Below are 19,104 nucleotides of genomic sequence, written 5' to 3' on the forward strand. Positions count from 1 at the left end.
CTAATAACCAATGACTACCTATTGTTATTGTTATTGTTATTGGATGGCCCAAACAAATTGTTTACCCCATTTCTCAACTGATCGAAAAACAGAATAAATCCCAAAGTATCCCGGAATGGTCGAGTAAAAGTATTGAGAACATAACCAATACGCTCTACCAGATTCCGACCAATCACAATCACATCATTATCTTCCAGCATCGGGTTCTGAGAAACATTGCCCTCCAAAGCAGCTTTTGCATCTATCTTGCGGTTGATTGCTCTACCTTGCTTTTGGTCGAACCGAATCAAGGCCATTTTCCGCAAATCAGCCAGATTCACAGGCAAGTTGTTGATAGCATCCAAAAACTTGCTGCCATTTTCTAGGTAAAACGAGGTCAAACTACCACTAGCGTAACTCAAAACTCGAACGTAGATCCTGGGCTTAATTAGCGTAGAGCGCGCCACCAAAGCTTTGTCGTAGTCTAGGTTTTTGATACTAGCGTCCAATTCTGGGATGACAATCACATCTCCCGAGGCCAAGGGAAAATCGAACAAATCGTTAGCCTTTGCTAAGGGGGTGTAGAGGTCGAGGGGTTGCTCTACCGAGGAGCCATCCACCAGAGTCCGTCGCACTCGCACCGCTCGTAAATCCGCTTTTCCCGTGACTCCCCCCGCAATCGTCAAAGCGGCGGAAATTCGACCTGAACCCGCCGGAAGCGTGTAAAAACCAGGTTTGCTGACTTCTCCGGTGACAGTGATTTGAACGGGGACAGCGGCGGCGGCTAGGCTGTATCTGGATGCTAAATCTCGATCGGACTTGCGATCGGGTGTAACCTGTTTATACGGTACGACGATCGCATCTCCATCTTCCAAACGCAAATCCGGCGGAGCAATACCAGTTTGCAGCGGCGTCAAAATATCAACAACTTGCTCAGCCACAGCACCACCCGGCAAAGTCCGCCGCACCCTCACCGCCCGCAATTGGGCCGTTGGAGTCGTCCCAGCAGCAGCAGCCAAGGCCGCCGGAAGCTGCGGAGTTTGCAGCGGATAAAAACCAGGCCTAGCAACTTCCCCCGTCACCGTCACCACTACCGGGCGCTGAACGAGCAAAGCAGCCGAGACTTGAGGATTTTTGATAAATTGCGTGAACCGCTCGCGGAGGCGCTGCTGTGCTTCTTCGACGGTAAGGCCGCGCACATTTACTGTGCCGATTAGCGGCAGTACAATTACCCCTTCAGGGCTGATTGCACCCGTAAAATTTAGCTCTGGGAAGCGCTGAACTTGAACGGAAATCTGGTCTCCCGGGCCCAGGCGATACGGTCGATTCCGAAAAGCTGGGTTAATTTCCCGGTTGAAATTAGCAGGTGGCGGTGGCGGTACGCGCAGTGGCTGTGGCGGCACAAGTCGCTCAGAACTAGGAACAACAGATTGGGCTAAAGCCGTTTCTGAAAAAACTTTGCCGTTAAAGCCCCACAATACAGCAGCGAAAGATAGAGTCCAAGCACTAGAATACAGGCCAGCCAAGGAAAAAGCGACGCGATTTCTAATTGTGAATTTATTCGGCATTTTGAGATAAAAAAGGGTAATATATTGCAATAGGGTTAACTTAACGCTTTTTGACGAATTTCACCTCGCCATTTTCTCGGCAATACAGGCATTATTTGCCAGTCAGATTGTTCTTAAGTTAACTGTATTGTAATATATTGAATATTTCGCTGTTTTTCAAGTTTCATCTCCGCAATTCTCAACTAAAAATATCTACTCTTGATACCAAATCCGTTTAATTTTTCCTCTTGATTCTTCTAGCCCGCGGAGGCGGTCTTTGTTTGTATAGAAGCGATTTCAATCGCCCTCTTGATTAAACTCAGAAAACTTCTGCCATTAATTGAGTCTGAACACTTTGGCCCAGAGATTCCAGCAGCGGTTCAACTATCTTAATATCGCCCTGCGGTTGGATGGGAACGATGATAGTGACAGCAACCCAAGAGGCGCGGCGGTTCGACAGCCTCGCAATGCTATCTTCCCAAAACCAGCGGCTGGTTGCTGGAGAACCCCCATTAGGCCAAGCGTACCACTGCACGACAGCAAAAGTTTGTTGAGAAGTCCAGCTTCGGAAAAACCTCGTCTCGATAGTAGGTGAGGGCTTTTCGGATGTTGGCGCTAATTTAACTGTAAACCTCAAAGTGCGATGAGAATCTGTTTGCCACCGGTGAAATCCATCGATATCTAGCCATTCTACTTGCGGCTGGCTTTTGGAGGAATTTTGAGGCATTAGCAATAAAATGGCAATTGTTTCATGATTTTTAATTTCTTCAAATAACCATCTGTGCCCGCCAATTTGAAGGTTATTCTGGATGCGGATCACCTCCCAGTCAGGAAGTGTCATCCCCTGTTGGCGCAAACTTTTTAACTGCTTGAGGTTTGTAACTGTTGGCGGATTTGTCCAAGGCCACCTTCCCGTCGCGTAGCCGGGAATTGCTACTCCTGCAACCAGTACCAGCAAAAACACCAGTACCACAATTTTAGATACTTGGTAGCGCCGCAGTAGTTTCCGTGCTGAAATCATTTGTTTCATTAATCGGCAGGCTGGCTTGGGAAATACTTTTCCATCCCGTTGATGAGAAGTACCAATAAGCCTAGTATACAAGCAGAATACAAGTCTCCGCCCCATCCGGCGTGCAACCAAGCAAAAAGTCTCTCTCTGTCGGTTCCGTGAAAGTAAGTCAGCAAAGTGTTGCGGAGAATGTTGGAAGTGATGCTAATGATAGATGTGGCTACTAAAAACAAAATACTTCTTTTTTGGGAACTCCAAACTCCCGTCCAATCCATCAAAATTAAGCTGACATAAAGACTGGTAAACAGCATTTTTAAGCCTGCACAGTGGGGGGCAACTTCGACAATGCGATCGTTTACGTACAGATAAATTTCTTCGATTCTCACGTTCAGACCGACCTTAATTAAGATCCAGCCTGATACTTGAGCAATGAAGTGCTGTAACGGCAAGGCGTAGGGTTCTATGAGGTAAGGAATGTGATTTGGCGAGGCAAAAAATACGAACAACAGCGGCATTGCTTGCAATTTTAAGCCGGAAAATCCTTTTAAAGACAAGCAAATACTGGCTAGCATTAGTGGTAGAGATAAATTCACCAAATCGCTTAAGCGACTCAGATAAAAAAGCGTTGCTATTAACAGCAAAAAGCTTCCCAAAGGATGTGGCGAGTCACCTAAGCGCCGCCAGCAGTTTCGGTTTGTCCAAGCAATATAAGCGGCGTAGGGTAAACCAATTATTCCGTGGCTGAAATATTCGTGTTCGATGCTGATGCTTTTGTTGAACCAGCCGTCGTACCAGTGTACTAGCAGGGGGGCGTAAAGCAGCACTAGGAGTACCGTGATACCTTCTCCCATGAGGTATCGCTTGAGAACAATGCGAATTCGGCGCTGGATTTGCATGGTTTGAGAAGTTTTGACATGGCCGCGCTGGATTCGCAACGCGAAAGCGATTGTGAACGGTGAGTTAAAGATTTGTTAATTCCCAACTCCAACGCTTTGATATCTCTACCTTATGGCTTGCAATATCCTCACCATAACTTTTATAAACAATTAAGTAAATTAACTTAATTAAAGGTAAATTACCGATCGCGAAACAGTTTACTGTGTATGTCTTCTTCCATCTAGAGTATTGCGTCTTTCTTCAGTATTGCCTATTTCTTCTGTCAACTCTTCCTTCTGTCAACTGTCAACTGTCAACTGTCAACTGTCAACTGTCAACTGTCAACTGTCAACTGTCAACTCTTCGTTCGATCGCCCTTACAACTTGCTCAATCTGAGTATGGCTCAATCCGGGATACATTGGCAAGGATAAAATTTGTTCGCACAGGGTTTCTGTGTGGGGGAAGTCGCCCGGATTGCCTAAGTTTTGGTAGGCTGGTTGCAGGTGGCAAGGTACGGGATAGTGGATGCCTGTTTGGATTCCTTCTCGGGTAAGATATTCCTGAAGGGTGTTGCGGGCGATCCTCTTTGAGGGCTTCGCTAACGGGCTTTTGTCAGTAATCTGGATTACGTAGAGGTGATAAATGTGACCTGTGCCGCTGTGATTGGCGATCGGTACAATGCCTTTGGGTTTCAGGGGTTCTAGTAGAGTATTGTAGTATTGAGCGGCGTCGGTGCGATCGCGATTCCATTTTTCCAAGTAAGGCAATTTCAGGTTGAGCACGGCGGCTTGCAAATTATCGAGGCGGCTGTTGGTGCCGATTTCCGCGTGCAAATATTTGCTGGGTGCTCCGTAATTGCGGAGAGTTCGCATTTTTTGTGCGATTTCTGCATCGTTAGTAATTAACATCCCACCATCGCCAAAACAGCCGAGGTTTTTGCTGGGATAAAAGCTGAATGCTGCTGCTTTCCCAAAGGAACCTGCACGGTATCCTTCTCTTTCTGCTAAATGGGCTTGTGCTGCATCTTCAAATATCATTAAATTGTGGCGGCTAGCAAAATCTAAAACTTCCCTAGGCGATACCATTTGACCGTAGAGGTGTACCGGGATAATTGCTTTAGTTTTTGAGCCGATCGCTGTTTCGGCTGCTGTGAGGTCAATCAGGGCGGTTTCCGGGTCACAATCTACCAGAATAGGTACTGCTTTGGCTTGAATCACACCAATTATGGTAGCGATAAATGTGTTGGCTGGGAGGATGATTTCGTCGCCCGCATTAATGCCACAAGCTTGGAGTCCGAGGGCGATCGCATCAGTTCCACAGGCCACTCCTACGCCGTATTGTACTCCAGAAGCTGCTGCAAATGCTGTTTCAAATTCTGCCAGTGCTTCACCTAAAATAAAGTCTCCGTGCTGGATAATTTTTCCTAGTGTTGCTGCTATTTGAGATTCGATTGGTTGGTGTTGCAGGTAAAGGTTTACAAATGGAACTTTTGGCTGGCGACTGCTCATACATTTGAGGAATACGAATTATTTATATTAACATTTAAGTGCAGATATTTTTTAATTTTTTTTTAACCGCAGAGGGCGCAGAGAGCGCAGAGGAATTAAGAGAGAAAGGCGATCGCACTTTTTTGCTGTCTTGTAAATCGAGTCATCTTTTTTGGGTAAGATAGAATTAGATAATTTTTCGGCAATTGAGATCGTGGAATACAAAAAACTAGGCGACAGCGATTTATTAGTATCTGAAATTTGTTTGGGTACGATGACTTACGGCCAGCAGAATACGGTTGCAGAAGCGGCTCAACAGCTCGATTTTGCCATTGATAGAGGCATCAACTTTATCGATACCGCAGAAATGTATCCGGTGCCGGGAAAACCCGAAACTCAGGGCAAAACCGAGGAATATATCGGCGAATGGTTGGCGCGACAGCAGCGGGATAAAGTCATTATAGCGACTAAAGTGGCGGGGAGAAGCACTCGATTGAAGTGGATTCGGGAAGGGAAAAATCAGATCGATCGCCCAAATGTCGAAAAAGCCCTGAACGACAGCCTGAAACGCCTGCAAACAGACTACATCGACCTCTATCAGATCCACTGGCCAGATCGCTATGTACCGCTATTTGGTGCGCCGGATTACGACATCGCCCAAGAACACGAAACTGTACCAATTTTGGAACAGTTAGAGGTATTTGCTGGCTTGATTAAAGCTGGCAAAATCCGCTATTTGGGTTTGAGTAACGAAACGCCTTGGGGAGTTGGCGAGTTTTGCGAATTAGCCGAAAAACACGATTTGCCGAAGGTTGTTTCGATTCAGAATGCTTTTAGTTTGAGCAATCGGACTTTTCATATAAATTTGGCGGAAACTTGCAGATTCAAAAATGTGGGATTGATGGCTTACAGTCCTTTGGGTTTCGGACTTTTAACGGGTAAGTATCTAAATGGAATCCCGGAAAATTCCCGACTGTCTTTATTCGCAGGATTCGGTCAACGTTACGATAAAACTAATCTTAACGATGCCGTGAAAGCCTATGTTGAGATTGCTCAAAAGCACGGTTTGAGTCCGGCGCAAATGGCTTTGGCTTATGTGCGATCGCGTTGGTTCGTAACTAGCACAATTATCGGTGCAACGTCGATCGCACAACTTGAGGAAAATCTTAGCAGTTTGGAGGTGACTCTCGATCGAGATATCTTAGCAGAAATCAATTCGGTACACGCGAATTATCCCAATCCCACGCCGTAATCGTTATTAGTAGGTTGGGTTGAGCGGATATGGCGGGTTTTGCACTAATCAACTGGTTTCGATCGGAGATTTTTAGCTAAATCCGCCCCAACAAGATACGATACAAGTAAGGTTCGTAGTGCGGACTTCAGTCCGCAGCCAGAACACAAAATGAATGGCAATACGAACCGTTTTTGTTAAGGTTAACTCATATCATTTTTGCTGTAATCACGATACTAAGATTGGTTCGATCGTTCGGATTTAAGTCAACCCTAATGGATGCGGACTAAAGTCCTCACTACAAACCTAAATTTTTGTTTGTCTAACTTAGCTTGATTTGATGCGGACTAAAGTCCTCACTACAAACCTAAATCTTTAGTTTTATAACTTAGCTTGATTGATGCGGACTAAAGTTCTCACTACGAACCTAAATCTTTAGTTTTATAACTTAGCTTGATTGATCCGGACTAAAGTCCTCACTACGAACCTAAATTTTTGTTTGTCTAACTTAGCTTGATTGATGCGGACTAAAGTCCTCACTACGAACCTAAATCTTTAGTTGTCTAACTTAGCTTGATTGATGCGGACTAAAGTCCTCACTACGAACCTAAATTTTTAGTTGTCTAACTTAGCTTGATTGATGCGGACTAAAGTCCTCACTACAAACCTAAATTTTTGTTTGTCTAACTTAGCTTGATTGATGCGGACTAAAGTTCTCACTACGAACCTAACTCTTTAGTTGTCTAACTTAGCTTGATTGATGCGGACTAAAGTCCTCACTACGAACCTAACTCTTTAGTTGTCTAACTTAGCTTGATTGATGCGGACTAAAGTCCTCACTACGAACCTAAATTTTTGTTTGTCTAACTTAGCTTGATTGATGCGGACTAAAGTTCTCACTACGAACCTAACTCTTTAGTTGTCTAACTTAGCTTGATTGATGCGGACTAAAGTCCTCACTACGAACCTAACTCTTTAGTTGTCTAACTTAGCTTGATTGATGCGGACTAAAGTCCTCACTACGAACCTAAATTTTTGTTTGTCTAACTTAGCTTGATTGATGCGGACTAAAGTTCTCACTACGAACCTAACTCTTTAGTTGTCTAACTTAGCTTGATTGATGCGGACTAAAGTCCTCACTACGAACCTAACTCTTTAGTTGTCTAACTTAGCTTGATTGATGCGGACTAAAGTCCTCACTACGAACCTAAATCTTTAGTTTTATAACTTAATGATGACCAGATATTGGCAGCTCTATGATAAATTTTGTGCCTTGGTTTGGTGCAGCATCGCACCATAATTTTCCGCCATGCTTTTCAGCAATTATCTGATAGCTGATAGATAAGCCTAACCCGGTTCCCTTTCCCACTGGCTTGGTGGTGAAGAAAGGGTCAAATAGCCGCGATCGCACATTCTCTGGAATACCTGCACCATTATCGGCAAACACTATCTGCACTTGGTTGGGTTCAGGCTGAGAAGTAGTAATGCAGATAGTGTTTGGGTTGGTGGCAATCCGATCGAAACTGCACCCTCGATTGCTCTCCTCCAAGGCGTCAATCGCATTTACTAGCAGATTCATAAATACTTGGTTGAGTTGTCCTGCATAGCATTCTACCTGCGGCAAATCGCCATATTGTTTTACGATCTCAATGGTTGGGTGTTGTGCTGTCGCTTTGATGCGGTGTTGCAAAATCATTAATGTGTTATCAATCCCTTCATGCAGATTGACAAACTTTAATTCTGCTTGATCCAGGCGAGCAAAATTGCGGAGCGAAATTACAATTTCCCGAATGCGATCGGAGCCTACTTGCATCGAATGCAGTACCTTGGTGAGATCTTCACTCAGAAAATTTAGATCCACATCATCTAGTTCTGTTTGCAGCGATTGGGGAGGGTTCGGATAGTGCTGTTGATATGAATTGAGCAATCGCAGCAGTTCTTGTGTATATTGATTGACGTATGTGATGTTGCCGTGAATAAAGCTAACTGGATTGTTGATTTCATGGGCTACGCCTGCTACCATTTGTCCTAGTGCTGACATTTTTTCACTCTGCACCATCTGACTCTGGGTACGATGCAATTCTTTCAGGGTGCTTTCTAATTGCTGCATTTGTTGGCTTAGTTGTCGATCGCGATTTGTAAGTTCTTCTGCCATGATGTTAAATGATTCTGCCAGAATCCCTACTTCATCTTCGTTGTTTACCCGAATGCGAGTGGTTAAGTCGCCTTGGGCTAACTGCTGAGTTGCTTGAGTCAGGCTTTGAATCCGGCGACTGAGAGATTGCGTGATGCGAAACCCCCAAACTGTTACCCCCGTCACCAGGAAACTTCCTAGCAGCCCAAAGCCACCCACCACAAACCACAATCGTTGTTCTGCTTGTTCGGTTTCTGTGACAGACTTGAGTATGGCGATTTTGAGAGTTGCCCGATCGAATCCTGGTAGCCCGATCGTTTTAATCAAGTAGTTTTTGCCTGCTATCTTTGTCAGTACAGGCACAGACTCTGGCTGGGGAGCTTCCCAAGGGCGATCGCGATTAAGCTGTAATGTAGAAGCAGTTATGCGATCGCCCCCGAAGGCAACCAAGTGCATTGATGTGTTACCGCGCATTTGCTGAAGTAGTGCGTCGTCAATCGCACTCCCCACAACCAAGCCAGCCAAAATTTGTGTGGAGGATTTGATCGAGATCAATCCTACCAGGGAGGGTGCAGCGCCTTTTTCTGCCAGCAAAATGCCCGATAAATTTAGTCCAGCACGAGCGGCACGATTGATGGCAGTATCTTCTAATATTGCTTGTGTAAGTGCTCCCTGCTGCGAAGATACTAAGAGTTCACCATTTGTGTCTACGATTCTGATCAAATCCAGTTTTAAGGATGCCTGGATTGGTAACATGGTACGGAGCAATAAAGGGCGATCGCCCGCAGCAACGGCCCTGATTACATTCCTGTCCTCGCTCACCCAACGAGCTTTTAAGTAGAGCAATTCTTGCTTTTGCTTCAGATCTTGTTGGAGTAAAGTAGCCCTATCTTCTATCTCCTTTTGCGCCGTTTGTTCTAAGTTCTTTCTGGCAAAATAACCAAAACCCAGGGTTCCAACCGTCCACAGGCTAAGAAATGCCACCAACAAAGGAGACAACAGCTTGACTGAGATTGGGAGTCGCACATATCTGAAGCCCTGTAACATATCTACTTCAACCTAGGATTGAGTGTAGCTAAAACGATGTAGTGTCAATTTAAACGTCGAGTTGTTTAATAAATCTAGCTTACCGTGCACTCTCGATACCAGTAAATATTTCTTAAAAAGGGGGAATCGATCGTCTAGTCCCCTCTTAACAAAGCTGGATAGAGAAGGATCGAGAAAATTGTCAACTCATCAGTAAGCTGACACTAGGTTCGCAGCTCAAGTTGATGCTATTTACTAACAACAAACCCAGACTTCTCCAAAGCAGTGGTTCCTGACGGGCTAAAAATATATTTAATCAGTCCTTGAGTAGACTCCGAAGCATTTTTATGCCAGAGAATTTCGATCGGGCGTACCATTTGATATTTGCCTGCTTTGACATTTTCGGCTGTAGGCTCAACATTGTTGAGAGTAAGACGGTTTACGGGTAGTTTATGGGAAATGGCGTAAGCCAGGGAAAAAGTACCGATGCTGTAGGGAGTGCTTTGAATCGCCTCGATTAATTCTCCTTCTTTTCGTAATACCACTGCTTGCGGTGAACTTTTCAAATCTTTTCCGAGATAGTGTTTGCGGAGGAGGCGTTTTGCTGATTCATCTTCTGGGCGATCGAGTACCACAATCTTAGCATCGGGCCCGCCCAGTTCCTTCCAGTTGCTCAAGGTGCCGCTGTAAATGGCTTTGAGGTCTTTAGTGGTCAGGTTTTTTACCCCTGTGACGCTGGGATGAGTAGCAACGAGAAGGGCATCGTGGGCGACTTCACGAAACTCTAATGTGCCATCATTTTCCTCGGGCTTTAATGTTTTAGAAATTGCACCAATATCAATAAGTTGTTGTTTGACTCCTGCAATGACTGTTTCAGATTGTCCCGGCTCTAACTGAGTGATTTTGGTGTTTTGGGAGGTGGATTCGTAATTACTAGCTAGCGTCTGAATGACACCTACTGTGCTGCTTGAACCACCGATTTTGAGGGATGCTGAGGTTGAAGCTGCTGTTATCGGAACCGTTGTCGCCGTGGAGTTACTGGTGTTTGTTGAGCAACTGGGCTGGCCAAAAAGTGCGATCGCCCCTAAAGTCATGATTAATAAGTGCGGTTTCATAGTCTAAAATTTTTGGGTAATATGAACAGCGGACTAAATTCTTTATCAAATCCGAGGGTAATTATTATTTTAGTAGTTCCCTGGCTTGGCATTACCATAGCAGCAATAGGTAAAAATGGTTGTAAAATTAAGGTTTCTTTACAAAAAATAGCTCACAGCGTCGGCTGAAAAAGCCGTAAGTGCGATCGAATAGGATTTTTTGATATTTTCACCTCATTACCTAATAGTTAAATACTCTAATATCGATATTAAATTATCTCGAATCCATAATTAGATCGATGTCTGACAAAATAACCAATAACTTAATGAAAATGGAAAATCTGGCGATCGGAACCACAATACTGTTACTCAATTTATTAGCATTATTTGTCGCAATAGCTACAATCTTAGGTTTATTTGGAACTAAATTCTGGATTTTTGAAGTCCTGGATCATCCTCGCCTTCAATATAGCTTGATATTGGCGATCGCCCTAATTGTAGGTGGGATTTACCGACAAAAATGGAGTTTTCTGTTCGGTGTACCGTTCGCACTAAATTTAGTGGCGATTCTACCGCTCTTTTTTCATCCCAACTTGCCAGTTTCCTCAAATTCTATTCCTTTAACTATTTTCCATGCTAACCTCGATCGCCACAATCTCGAATATGCTCGTGCGATCGAGTACGTCAGCAGCCAAAAGGCCGATCTGATTTTTTTGCAAGAAGTGACTCCCACATGGCTAAACAAGTTAAAGTCTGACTTAACCAATTATAAATTACATACAGTATTGCCTTTAGACAATTCGCTTGGTGTGGCGATGCTAGTGCCAATATCTGCTGCGCCGAACATTGAAATAGTCGCATCTCAAATCTTGTATATGCCTGACTATTCGCCGCGGCCGATGATTGAAGTTATTGTCCGCCGGGAAGGCAAAGAAATCGCGATTTTGAGTACATCAACGGCGCGCGGTACTAATAGTAAGGGTGCTTCCGAGTTTCAAAAGATAGAATTTGATGAGATTGCTAAGTGGAGCGTGAATCAGCAGGAAGGACAAAAAAGAGCGGTAATTGCGATCGGCGATTTGAATTCTACTCCTTGGAGTGGTCGATTTCGTCAGTTTGCGGTTGACAGTAATTTAATTAATTCTCAATTGGGTTTCGGCTTGCAAACGAGTTGGCCGGCTAAGTTACCTTCATTGTTCAGGATTGCGATCGACCATTGTCTGCACAGTAAGTCGCTTAGGACTGTCGATCGTGAAATTGGTTCAAATATTGGTTCGGATCATCTGCCATTGTTGGTTAAATTGTTGTAAGGATATGTGAATCGGCGGTTGAAACCGCTTCTACACATACAAAGTCCGCCTTCGCGGACTCAAGAATAAAGAGGGTCAGGACTTACGCATCGGGGCCGAGAAACCGGGTTTTTGTGAAAAATACTTGCTTCGGGCCCGAAGACTCGTAAAAACCCGGTTTCTTTGGCGGAGTGCATAAGTCCTGATTTACCTTACATAAATTTCCATTTCTGGAAATAAGGAAGTGATGCAGCTAGCTGTAGATGAGGATTACATCACGCTGTTAGAGAAGGAGGAGTTGATTCGTCCGGCTTTTGCTAGCAGTACGGATGCTGCGGTGTTGAGCAAGTAGTTGGTTTTGGTGGTGTTTTGGGCGATCGCCTACGAGATAGCTTTGCTTCACGCACATTTTTAATATAATAACGGATAAGTTTCAATCCCTAATAGAGATTTAGCTTAATTGCCACTCAAAAACGAAACCAGTTTCGCTTTTGAAAGAGAATAAAGCTGTTTCGATCCCTAATAGGGATTTAGGTTAATTGTGATGCAGGAGGCTCTCTTGTAATTGTGGCAATATTTTATGGATATATAAAAATAGCGATCGGCCGTGCTCTCAAAAAAGTCTCAACCACGAATTCTTCAACCTGCTCCCGTCGGGTTTTGTTCGTGTAGACGCGGTTTCAACCGCCGAGTTGCTAGTTCAAATCTCTTATAACCCCGTATACACGGCTACTAAGCATCTGCATTTCAGTCCATAATAAAGATTTAAATTATTTTTTTTACAGTTCTCCTTTGAAAACATAAAATCTAGCAAAATATCAAGGTCTTCATTGACAATTCACCTTGCCCATGCTAAGTTTTTAAGAACAAGATAAAACGCAAGTCTCTAACGCTGCCGAGTGTAAAAACCCTTTAATGTCTTGTATTTGTCGCAATACTGAATCCTTGACGCCTGAATTTTCAAATTTGAAAATCCTTGCTCTAAAGTCTTGGATTTTTCGCAATACCGAATCCTGTCTGATACGAAAAAGGCCTGCCTGAACTACCAATTCAGACAATGCCCTCGTTTTAGCTAGGTAGCTCAGTTAATTTGACCTCTGAACGTCAGACCAACACAAGTAAACCCAACTTTTGAAATATATGTTCGACAATTATAACCCACAAGGCGGACAATGGTATGCCAAGCAGAGCCTGACAGCGATCGCCCTCTCTGCTTTGGAGGAGTTAAACCCCGATTGGGCTGAGTGTATCCGCAGTCTGCTTGAGGAAAAGGATGAAACTATCCAAGAACAGCGACAGGAAATAGATGACTTGAGGCGCGAACGTGATTACCAGCCAAATTACTGCGATAACGATGGTTCATCAAACGCAGATTGTCACGATCGCGAATATGCAGCCACAAGACTAGGAAGCTGGTAAAAAGTACGATCGCCCTTCCCATCCAAAAAATAGGACAATGGTAAAGGGCGATCGCACTTGATCCTAAAAATTTTTACTCACAAAACCTATGAGTACAATTCGTTTGCAACTAGCTGAATACCTCAATAGTCGAGGTTTCACCCCTGACAGCTTGGTAGAAGTCATCCCCGAAACAGTCAATCCTGAAACCATCTACCAACTGATCGAAAAAGCCGAAAATCTGCACCAGATAGACTTATCACTTCTAGCTACCGTAATCGATGGCTTGAGCAAACTCAATGGTTTTCCTGTCGGTATTGGAGAAGTGCTCGTACTTTTCCCCGATATTTCGGAGGAAGAGTTGGAAAACTCAACTTGGCGCGAACTTTACCTAGAAGGTGAAATTCCACCCTATGATTGGGGAGATGTAGACCCCATGACAGTTGGTAAAGCCGTGCGCTATGTACCTGGGGTAGGTTGCGTTATTGTTGAAATCGGATCGAACTTTAAATAGGAAGTCGTCGTACTCGATAACGATTATCTTCCACTGTCACAATTGCACCTGTTTCCAAATCTTCACCGCACTCTGACAAAACAGCCAGCAATCTAGAACTAACAAACACTGGAAGAGTATTTTGCAGTCTAAAAATAATCACACTTGGAAGAGATTCAGAACTAATAGCCAAAAGTTCACCAAAATCAAGGTCAAAAGTTAAAACAATTCGTTGCTCTTGGCGTGCTTTTTCCACGATATCAGAATCGGGTAAACGCTCCAATCCTTGCTCGTTTAAGTGTACAGCATCATATCCCTGCTCGCGCAGTGCTTGCACAGTTACAGGAGACACACCCATGTCCGCCAAAAATTTCATGCTGCATTCCCGGTAAATGGACGAATTTGCTCGTTCGTCAAAAATGCCGCATACTGGAGACTAGCTTTAACATCCTCAGCTTCCAAATAAGGATAAGCCACCAAAATTTCCGCTACACTCATCCCATTTGCTACTAAACTCACTACCAAAGAAACAGTGATTCGCATTCCTCTAATGCAAGCTCTTCCTCCCATAATTTTTGGATCGAAGGTAATCCGATCGAACATCATATCCTCCCATTCTTCCTTAACAAAAATCTGTCCTAATTCTTGTGGAGCAGGCCAGACAGCCTGCTCTATACTTGCTTTTAATGCCCTAACAGCTTATCCCGCAAATGCTTAATGCGATCGCGCAACTTACCAGCTTCCTCATACTCCAACTTCTTCGCCGCCGCCTTCATCTGCGTCTCCAACCGCCCGATTAACTGAGGAATCTCGTCTAAAGATAGCTCATCCACCTGTTCGTAAACCTCCTCCAACTGCTGGGAGTTGAGCTTGCGCGACACATCGAGAAACGCCAGAATCGCATTAGTCGATCGCTTTTTCGCGATCGGCTGTGGCGTAATCCCGTGCATCTTATTGTACGCTAGCTGAATCCCTCGGCGCCGATCCGTTTCGTCGATCGCCTTAACCATACTATCAGTCAAATTATCAGCGTACAAAATAGCCTGTCCCTGCACGTGGCGCGCCGCCCGCCCAATCGTTTGAATCAAAGAACGTTCCGATCGCAAAAACCCCTCCTTATCCGCATCCAAAATCACCACCAGCGACACTTCCGGCAAATCCAAACCTTCCCGCAACAAGTTAACGCCAATCAACACATCAAACTTGCCATCCTGCAAATCTTGGATAATTTCGATGCGTTGAATCGACTGAATTTCCGAGTGTAAATACCTGACTCTAATCGCCCTTTCTTGCAAATATTCCGTTAAATCCTCCGCCATCCGCTTCGTCAAAGTCGTCACCAAAACTCGCTCGTCCCGAGTGACTCTCTCCTTAATTTCCCCCAACAAATCGTCAATTTGTCCTTCCGTCGGGCGCACAAAAATTGTCGGATCGACTACTCCCGTAGGGCGAATTACTTGCTCGGCAACTCTGCCTTCCGAGATTTCCATTTCCCAATTCCCAGGAGTCGCAGAAACAAAGATGCACTGATTCTCTTTTGCCCAGAATTCCTCGGCTTTCAAAGGGCGGTTGTCTGCGGCGCTGGGCAAACGAAAACCGTGTTCGATCAATACTTTTTTCCGCGCTTGGTCGCCGTTGTACATCCCCCGAATTTGCGGCACAGTCACGTGGGATTCATCTACTACCAACATCCAATCTTTCGGAAAATAATCAATCAAACATTCGGGCGGTTCTCCGGCATTTCTACCTGCTAAATGTCGCGAATAATTCTCGACTCCGTTACAGTAACCTACTTCCCGCAGCATTTCCAAATCGTAGCGGGTGCGCTGTTCTATCCGCTGCGCTTCTAATAGTTTCCCTTCTTTTTCAAATGCTAGCAGCCTGTCTTCTAATTCCAGTTCTATTCCTTGGCAAGCTGCCTCTAATTTATCATCAGCAGTCACAAAGTGGCGCGCCGGATAAATATTTAAAGCCGTTGTACTTTGGATGATTTTACCAGTTACGGGGTCAACGTAGCGAATAGCATCAATTTCGTCGCCGAAGAATTCGACGCGAATAATTCGATCTTCGTAGGCGGGGCCGATTTCTACAACATCGCCTTTGACGCGAAATTTGCCTCTGCCTAAATCTATGTCGTTGCGGCTGTATTGGACGTTGACTAAATCTCGCAATATTTGTCGCTGGTTGACTTCCATTCCTACTTGCAAAGGGATAGCAGCTTTCAGGTATTCTGCGGGCATTCCCAAACCGTAGATGCAGCTAATTGATGCTACGACAATTACGTCGCGGCGTTCAAAGAGCGATCGCGTGGCGGAGTGTCGCAGCATATCGATCTCATCGTTAATTGCTGCGGTTTTTTCAATAAAAGTATCGCTAACGGCGATGTATGCTTCAGGTTGGTAGTAGTCGTAATAACTGACAAAGTATTCGACTGCATTGTTGGGGAAAAAATTGCGGAGTTCGTTGCACAGTTGAGCGGCCAGGGTTTTGTTGTGCGCTAAGACTAAGGTGGGTCTACCGATTTTTTCGATCGCCGAGGCAATGGTGAAGGTTTTGCCCGTACCTGTGGCACCGAGTAAGGTTTGAAATCGATCGCCCGCTTGGATGCCTTTGACGAGTTGGGCGATCGCTAGCGGTTGGTCGCCCGTGGGATCGAAGGGCGCTTGCAATTGAAAAGATGCTGCCGCAGTTACCATAGGAAAATGTCGCTATTACCGATAAATTTTAACAAAAATTCAGAGATTCTGCAATTTCGTTAAGAAAATAGTTAAACTTTATAATATTATTTTAATTATCGGTTCAAATAGAAAGCAGAAAGCCCAGAAAAGCAGTTGTCCGAACCCAGTAATCAGCAAGGAAAAAAAATTATGGCTCTCACACCCAAAGACAAAGTCAAAGCGAGCCCCCGCGGCGGCAAAGGCACTACCAAGGCCCTACCACCCGCCAGCGAAGCCAAATCAGCGGGCATTCAACTTTATCAGCCGCAACTCCTACATGACAACCGCCCCGTCGGCCCAAACGATTTTACCATCAGCGAGACAGTCTCGATCTCGGGGAATCGCCCGATCGGTGCTAGCACCCTGCACATCAGCGAAACCTACGGCATTGTAGGCAATCGCCCGATCGAAGCCAGCGACTTTGAAGTGGTGGCTACACTCGGCAGACGCCCGATCGGTTCCAGCGCCATGCAAGTCAGCGAAATGTTCAGTATGTCCGGTGCGCGCCCTATTGCCATCAGCACTCTGCACATTGATGAAGTTTACTCCACCATGGGAGGCAACCGACCAATTGCTTCCAACGACATTGACGACAGCTCGACCTTAATGGGATTTTTAGATTAATTATTCATTGGTCATTAGTCATTAGTGCGAGCGTCCCCGCTCGCGAACGCTATTAGTCATTAATGTCTCAATGTTAACTAATGACTAATGAAACAATGGTATCCAAATTGATCGCGATCGCGATTAAGCATTTAATCATCTAAATTGATTGATTTAATCTATTAAATATTTCAAAATATTGAACATCTTGCAATCTCATATAGCGATCCTAAATCATTCATGCAGATATGTAGGGGCGGTGCCAAGAGTGCCCGCCCTCCGAGGATTGGGCAACCACGGGGAGTAGGGGTCGGATTGCCCCTACAAGAATTATGCAAATGGTTTAGGATTGCTATATATTGCCGTGTAACAGTTCTCACACCGAATTTTTCGGTTAACCATTTCGCCAAACTCGGAGGCAATTGAGCATTCAACCAAAAAATCATACTGCTATCCTGGGGAAATCAATGCCCAGAGATGCAAAAAGCAGACACGCTTGAATGTCTTCGGGTTCCAAATCCGGAAAGTCAGCTAGAATCTCGCTAGGGGTTACATTGTCTGCCAGAGTTTCCAAAATATCGAAGAAAGCGAATTCTCATACCGCGAATACAGGGGCGGCCACCACATTTACCAGGTGTTTGAGTAATTCTGGTGAGCAAAGCACTTCTATCCGTCATATCTTAAATTCCTATTTTTCACATAATACAGTAATTCTAAATCAATACAGTTATGATCGGACAGTCCCATCGGCAAAACAAGACTGAAAAACAGATACGCTCGATTGCTTCTTTCCTCGCTAGCGATGGGAGCATCTCATTTTTGTAAAAAGTATTTTTTCTTTGAGCGCTGTCCTCGCTCGCGTATCATACAATACGCGAGCGAGGACAGCACTATAATAATAAATAAATGCAAAACAGAGATGCTCCCCTACTAGCGACAACCGCTAACTGAAGCATATTGAATTCTAAATTACTAAGGAATGAAAATTTAATAACTTCATTATCTACTCATTTGTCGGAACAGCACGGTAATTCCATTTTGGCAAATATTCATCAAAAATAATTTTCATTGTACTCTTAAATCCATCTGCTACTTTTCTACCAGTTTTATAAATTTTATCAAGCACATTTACCAGCACAGAAAGTCCGGTTTTTGTGTGGTTTTTTTCATGAGCTCTTTGACCAACTCAACAGAAGTAAAAATCACTCCTTGACAAGCTCTCGTTACATGAGGAAATAAGCGATGCTCAATTGGATTATACTCCAATGTATAGGGAGGACAATGTGCTATTCTGATTCCTATATTTAGTTCATTGACTAATTTTTGTAAATCCGATTTAAAGATATAATAATTAGAATTGTTACTGCCACCTCCATCGCATTTAATCAAGATTGAATTTGCTTGAGGGTAGAGATAGATCCCGTAATTGATCCACCATGATTTAATCGATTCACAAGCAAATTCACTCGTATCTTTACTGATACCTAAGCTTAAATATCCTCGATTATGTTGCACATCATAAATTCCATGAGGTACTATTTTGCCCTCAGCCAAACTAAAAAAGTCATGGTCAAGTGTGGTAACTGTTTCGGTAGTATACAGAGTTCCTGAACGATATAAGTCTCCAATAAATTCCTTTTTTTTGGTATCCATGCTAATGATAGAATTTCCCTATAACTCATACTATTCAGTGATTCTGGCAAGATTCTCAAATTGTTCGTTACGATTCTTTGTTATTTCTGTTGTTTGTTTTTTTTGATCTTGACGTTTCACATATCCGTGCTTTTTTAATAACTTTTTGACAACCGTTACGCTGACTGTTATGCCATGAACTTTCAGATCTTCAACTATTTCTTCTTGAGTGAGATTAGTCCATTTAATTTTCTCATCCATTGGGCTGCCTGCCGTATAATGTTTTAACACTTCTAAAAAACTTTCATTCAAGCCAGGTATCAGAGACTCGCTAGTTTTTCTTCCTCCTCCTTTTTGACGAATTCTGTGTCGCTCAAAAGTAGTCTCTGATTCACTATTTAATTCCTTAATGCCTTTGGCTATTGTATTTCTGTCTGCTGCCAAAATTCGGGATATGTAACTAATTCCACCATAACCAAGTTTTTGGGCTTCTATTGCTGCATATCTTCGTCGATCTTTTTCAGATAGACATTGATAAATTTTCCGCATCTGAGCAGTAATTTCAGACGAGTAATACATAGATTTACC

The 19,104-nt window shown here is 44.0% G+C and carries 14 protein-coding genes and 2 pseudogenes; 5 read left to right on the forward strand and 11 right to left on the reverse strand.

Annotated features, from left to right (window positions below; translation table 11 throughout):
• Positions 1–14: 14 nt before the first annotated feature.
• The 4 genes from QZW82_RS02820 to QZW82_RS02835 form a co-directional block, all read right to left on the reverse strand.
• Positions 15–1,547 carry a polysaccharide biosynthesis/export family protein gene (locus QZW82_RS02820; RefSeq protein WP_293144270.1) on the reverse strand — a complete coding sequence of 511 codons (1,533 nt, stop codon included), beginning with the start codon at positions 1,545–1,547 and terminating at the stop codon, positions 15–17.
• A 298-nt stretch (positions 1,548–1,845) separates the two neighbouring features.
• On the reverse strand, positions 1,846–2,556 hold the full coding sequence (locus QZW82_RS02825) for a cyanoexosortase B system-associated protein (RefSeq protein ID WP_293144273.1): 711 nt from the start codon (positions 2,554–2,556) through the stop codon (positions 1,846–1,848).
• Positions 2,556–3,431: a cyanoexosortase B gene (gene crtB / locus QZW82_RS02830; RefSeq protein ID WP_293144276.1), complete on the reverse strand. Its 876-nt coding sequence runs from the start codon at positions 3,429–3,431 to the stop codon at positions 2,556–2,558. The genes QZW82_RS02825 and crtB overlap by 1 nt, the downstream gene beginning before the upstream one ends.
• Positions 3,432–3,759: 328 nt before the next feature.
• Positions 3,760–4,920: a DegT/DnrJ/EryC1/StrS aminotransferase family protein gene (locus QZW82_RS02835; protein ID WP_293144279.1), complete on the reverse strand. Its 1,161-nt coding sequence runs from the start codon at positions 4,918–4,920 to the stop codon at positions 3,760–3,762.
• Positions 4,921–5,113: 193 nt separating this feature from the next.
• Between QZW82_RS02835 and QZW82_RS02840 the strand changes: the two genes are divergently transcribed.
• Entirely contained in the window at positions 5,114–6,151 is a 1,038-nt protein-coding gene (locus QZW82_RS02840) for an NADP(H)-dependent aldo-keto reductase (protein WP_293144584.1), read from the forward strand.
• Positions 6,152–7,358: 1,207 nt separating this feature from the next.
• On the opposite strand, the gene QZW82_RS02845 is transcribed toward QZW82_RS02840, so the two are convergent.
• Positions 7,359–9,290 (reverse strand): ATP-binding protein, encoded by a 1,932-nt coding sequence (locus QZW82_RS02845; protein ID WP_293144282.1) that lies wholly within the window; start codon positions 9,288–9,290, stop codon positions 7,359–7,361.
• A gap of 248 nt (positions 9,291–9,538) precedes the next feature.
• A complete protein-coding gene (locus tag QZW82_RS02850) occupies positions 9,539–10,405 on the reverse strand; it encodes a substrate-binding domain-containing protein (protein WP_293144285.1) in 867 nt (288 codons plus the stop codon).
• 278 nt (positions 10,406–10,683) lie between these two features.
• Between QZW82_RS02850 and QZW82_RS02855 the strand changes: the two genes are divergently transcribed.
• The 3 genes from QZW82_RS02855 to QZW82_RS02865 all read left to right on the forward strand — a co-directional run bounded on the left by QZW82_RS02855 (position 10,684) and on the right by QZW82_RS02865 (position 13,585).
• On the forward strand, positions 10,684–11,694 hold the full coding sequence (locus tag QZW82_RS02855) for an endonuclease/exonuclease/phosphatase family protein (RefSeq protein ID WP_293144288.1): 1,011 nt from the start codon (positions 10,684–10,686) through the stop codon (positions 11,692–11,694).
• A gap of 1,119 nt (positions 11,695–12,813) precedes the next feature.
• Positions 12,814–13,092 carry a hypothetical protein gene (locus tag QZW82_RS02860; RefSeq protein ID WP_293144291.1) on the forward strand — a complete coding sequence of 93 codons (279 nt, stop codon included), beginning with the start codon at positions 12,814–12,816 and terminating at the stop codon, positions 13,090–13,092.
• Between the two features lie 88 nt (positions 13,093–13,180).
• Positions 13,181–13,585 (forward strand): hypothetical protein, encoded by a 405-nt coding sequence (locus QZW82_RS02865; RefSeq protein WP_293144294.1) that lies wholly within the window; start codon positions 13,181–13,183, stop codon positions 13,583–13,585.
• Here the strand turns inward: QZW82_RS02865 and QZW82_RS02870 are convergent.
• The 3 genes from QZW82_RS02870 to uvrB all read right to left on the reverse strand — a co-directional run bounded on the left by QZW82_RS02870 (position 13,578) and on the right by uvrB (position 16,260).
• Positions 13,578–13,940, reverse strand: a complete 363-nt coding sequence (locus QZW82_RS02870; RefSeq protein ID WP_293144297.1) for a DUF5615 family PIN-like protein — start codon at positions 13,938–13,940, stop codon at positions 13,578–13,580. The genes QZW82_RS02865 and QZW82_RS02870 overlap by 8 nt on opposite strands.
• Positions 13,937–14,167, reverse strand: a complete 231-nt coding sequence (locus QZW82_RS02875) for a DUF433 domain-containing protein (RefSeq protein ID WP_293144587.1) — start codon at positions 14,165–14,167, stop codon at positions 13,937–13,939. The genes QZW82_RS02870 and QZW82_RS02875 overlap by 4 nt, the downstream gene beginning before the upstream one ends.
• An 80-nt stretch (positions 14,168–14,247) precedes the next feature.
• Entirely contained in the window at positions 14,248–16,260 is a 2,013-nt protein-coding gene (gene uvrB, locus QZW82_RS02880; protein ID WP_293144300.1) for an excinuclease ABC subunit UvrB, read from the reverse strand.
• 171 nt (positions 16,261–16,431) lie between these two features.
• Between uvrB and QZW82_RS02885 the strand changes: the two genes are divergently transcribed.
• Entirely contained in the window at positions 16,432–16,905 is a 474-nt protein-coding gene (locus tag QZW82_RS02885) for a hypothetical protein (protein ID WP_293144303.1), read from the forward strand.
• A gap of 421 nt (positions 16,906–17,326) precedes the next feature.
• Here QZW82_RS02885 and QZW82_RS02890 read toward each other — a convergent pair.
• Both QZW82_RS02890 and QZW82_RS32170 read right to left on the reverse strand, forming a co-directional pair.
• Positions 17,327–17,561, reverse strand: a pseudogene (locus tag QZW82_RS02890) (DUF433 domain-containing protein).
• A 326-nt stretch (positions 17,562–17,887) separates the two neighbouring features.
• Positions 17,888–19,095: pseudogene (locus QZW82_RS32170) on the reverse strand (ISAzo13 family transposase).
• Positions 19,096–19,104: the final 9 nt, after the last annotated feature.

This window comes from Microcoleus sp. bin48.metabat.b7b8b9.023 (assembly GCF_013299185.1).
Classification (GTDB): Bacteria; Cyanobacteriota; Cyanobacteriia; order Cyanobacteriales; family Microcoleaceae; genus Microcoleus.

Bases quoted from the DNA above. Each gene is read 5' to 3' on its own strand.
- QZW82_RS02850 (WP_293144285.1), bottom strand. From the start codon at position 10,405: ATGAAACCGCACTTATTAATCATGACTTTAGGGGCGATCGCACTTTTT.
- uvrB (WP_293144300.1), bottom strand. From the start codon at position 16,260: ATGGTAACTGCGGCAGCATCTTTTCAATTGCAAGCGCCCTTCGATCCC.
- QZW82_RS02820 (WP_293144270.1), bottom strand. From the start codon at position 1,547: ATGCCGAATAAATTCACAATTAGAAATCGCGTCGCTTTTTCCTTGGCT.
- crtB (WP_293144276.1), bottom strand. From the start codon at position 3,431: ATGCAAATCCAGCGCCGAATTCGCATTGTTCTCAAGCGATACCTCATG.
- QZW82_RS02870 (WP_293144297.1), bottom strand. From the start codon at position 13,940: ATGAAATTTTTGGCGGACATGGGTGTGTCTCCTGTAACTGTGCAAGCA.
- QZW82_RS02860 (WP_293144291.1), top strand. From the start codon at position 12,814: ATGTTCGACAATTATAACCCACAAGGCGGACAATGGTATGCCAAGCAG.
- QZW82_RS02875 (WP_293144587.1), bottom strand. From the start codon at position 14,167: ATGTTCGATCGGATTACCTTCGATCCAAAAATTATGGGAGGAAGAGCT.
- QZW82_RS02825 (WP_293144273.1), bottom strand. From the start codon at position 2,556: ATGAAACAAATGATTTCAGCACGGAAACTACTGCGGCGCTACCAAGTA.
- QZW82_RS02865 (WP_293144294.1), top strand. From the start codon at position 13,181: ATGAGTACAATTCGTTTGCAACTAGCTGAATACCTCAATAGTCGAGGT.
- QZW82_RS02885 (WP_293144303.1), top strand. From the start codon at position 16,432: ATGGCTCTCACACCCAAAGACAAAGTCAAAGCGAGCCCCCGCGGCGGC.
- QZW82_RS02835 (WP_293144279.1), bottom strand. From the start codon at position 4,920: ATGAGCAGTCGCCAGCCAAAAGTTCCATTTGTAAACCTTTACCTGCAA.
- QZW82_RS02855 (WP_293144288.1), top strand. From the start codon at position 10,684: ATGTCTGACAAAATAACCAATAACTTAATGAAAATGGAAAATCTGGCG.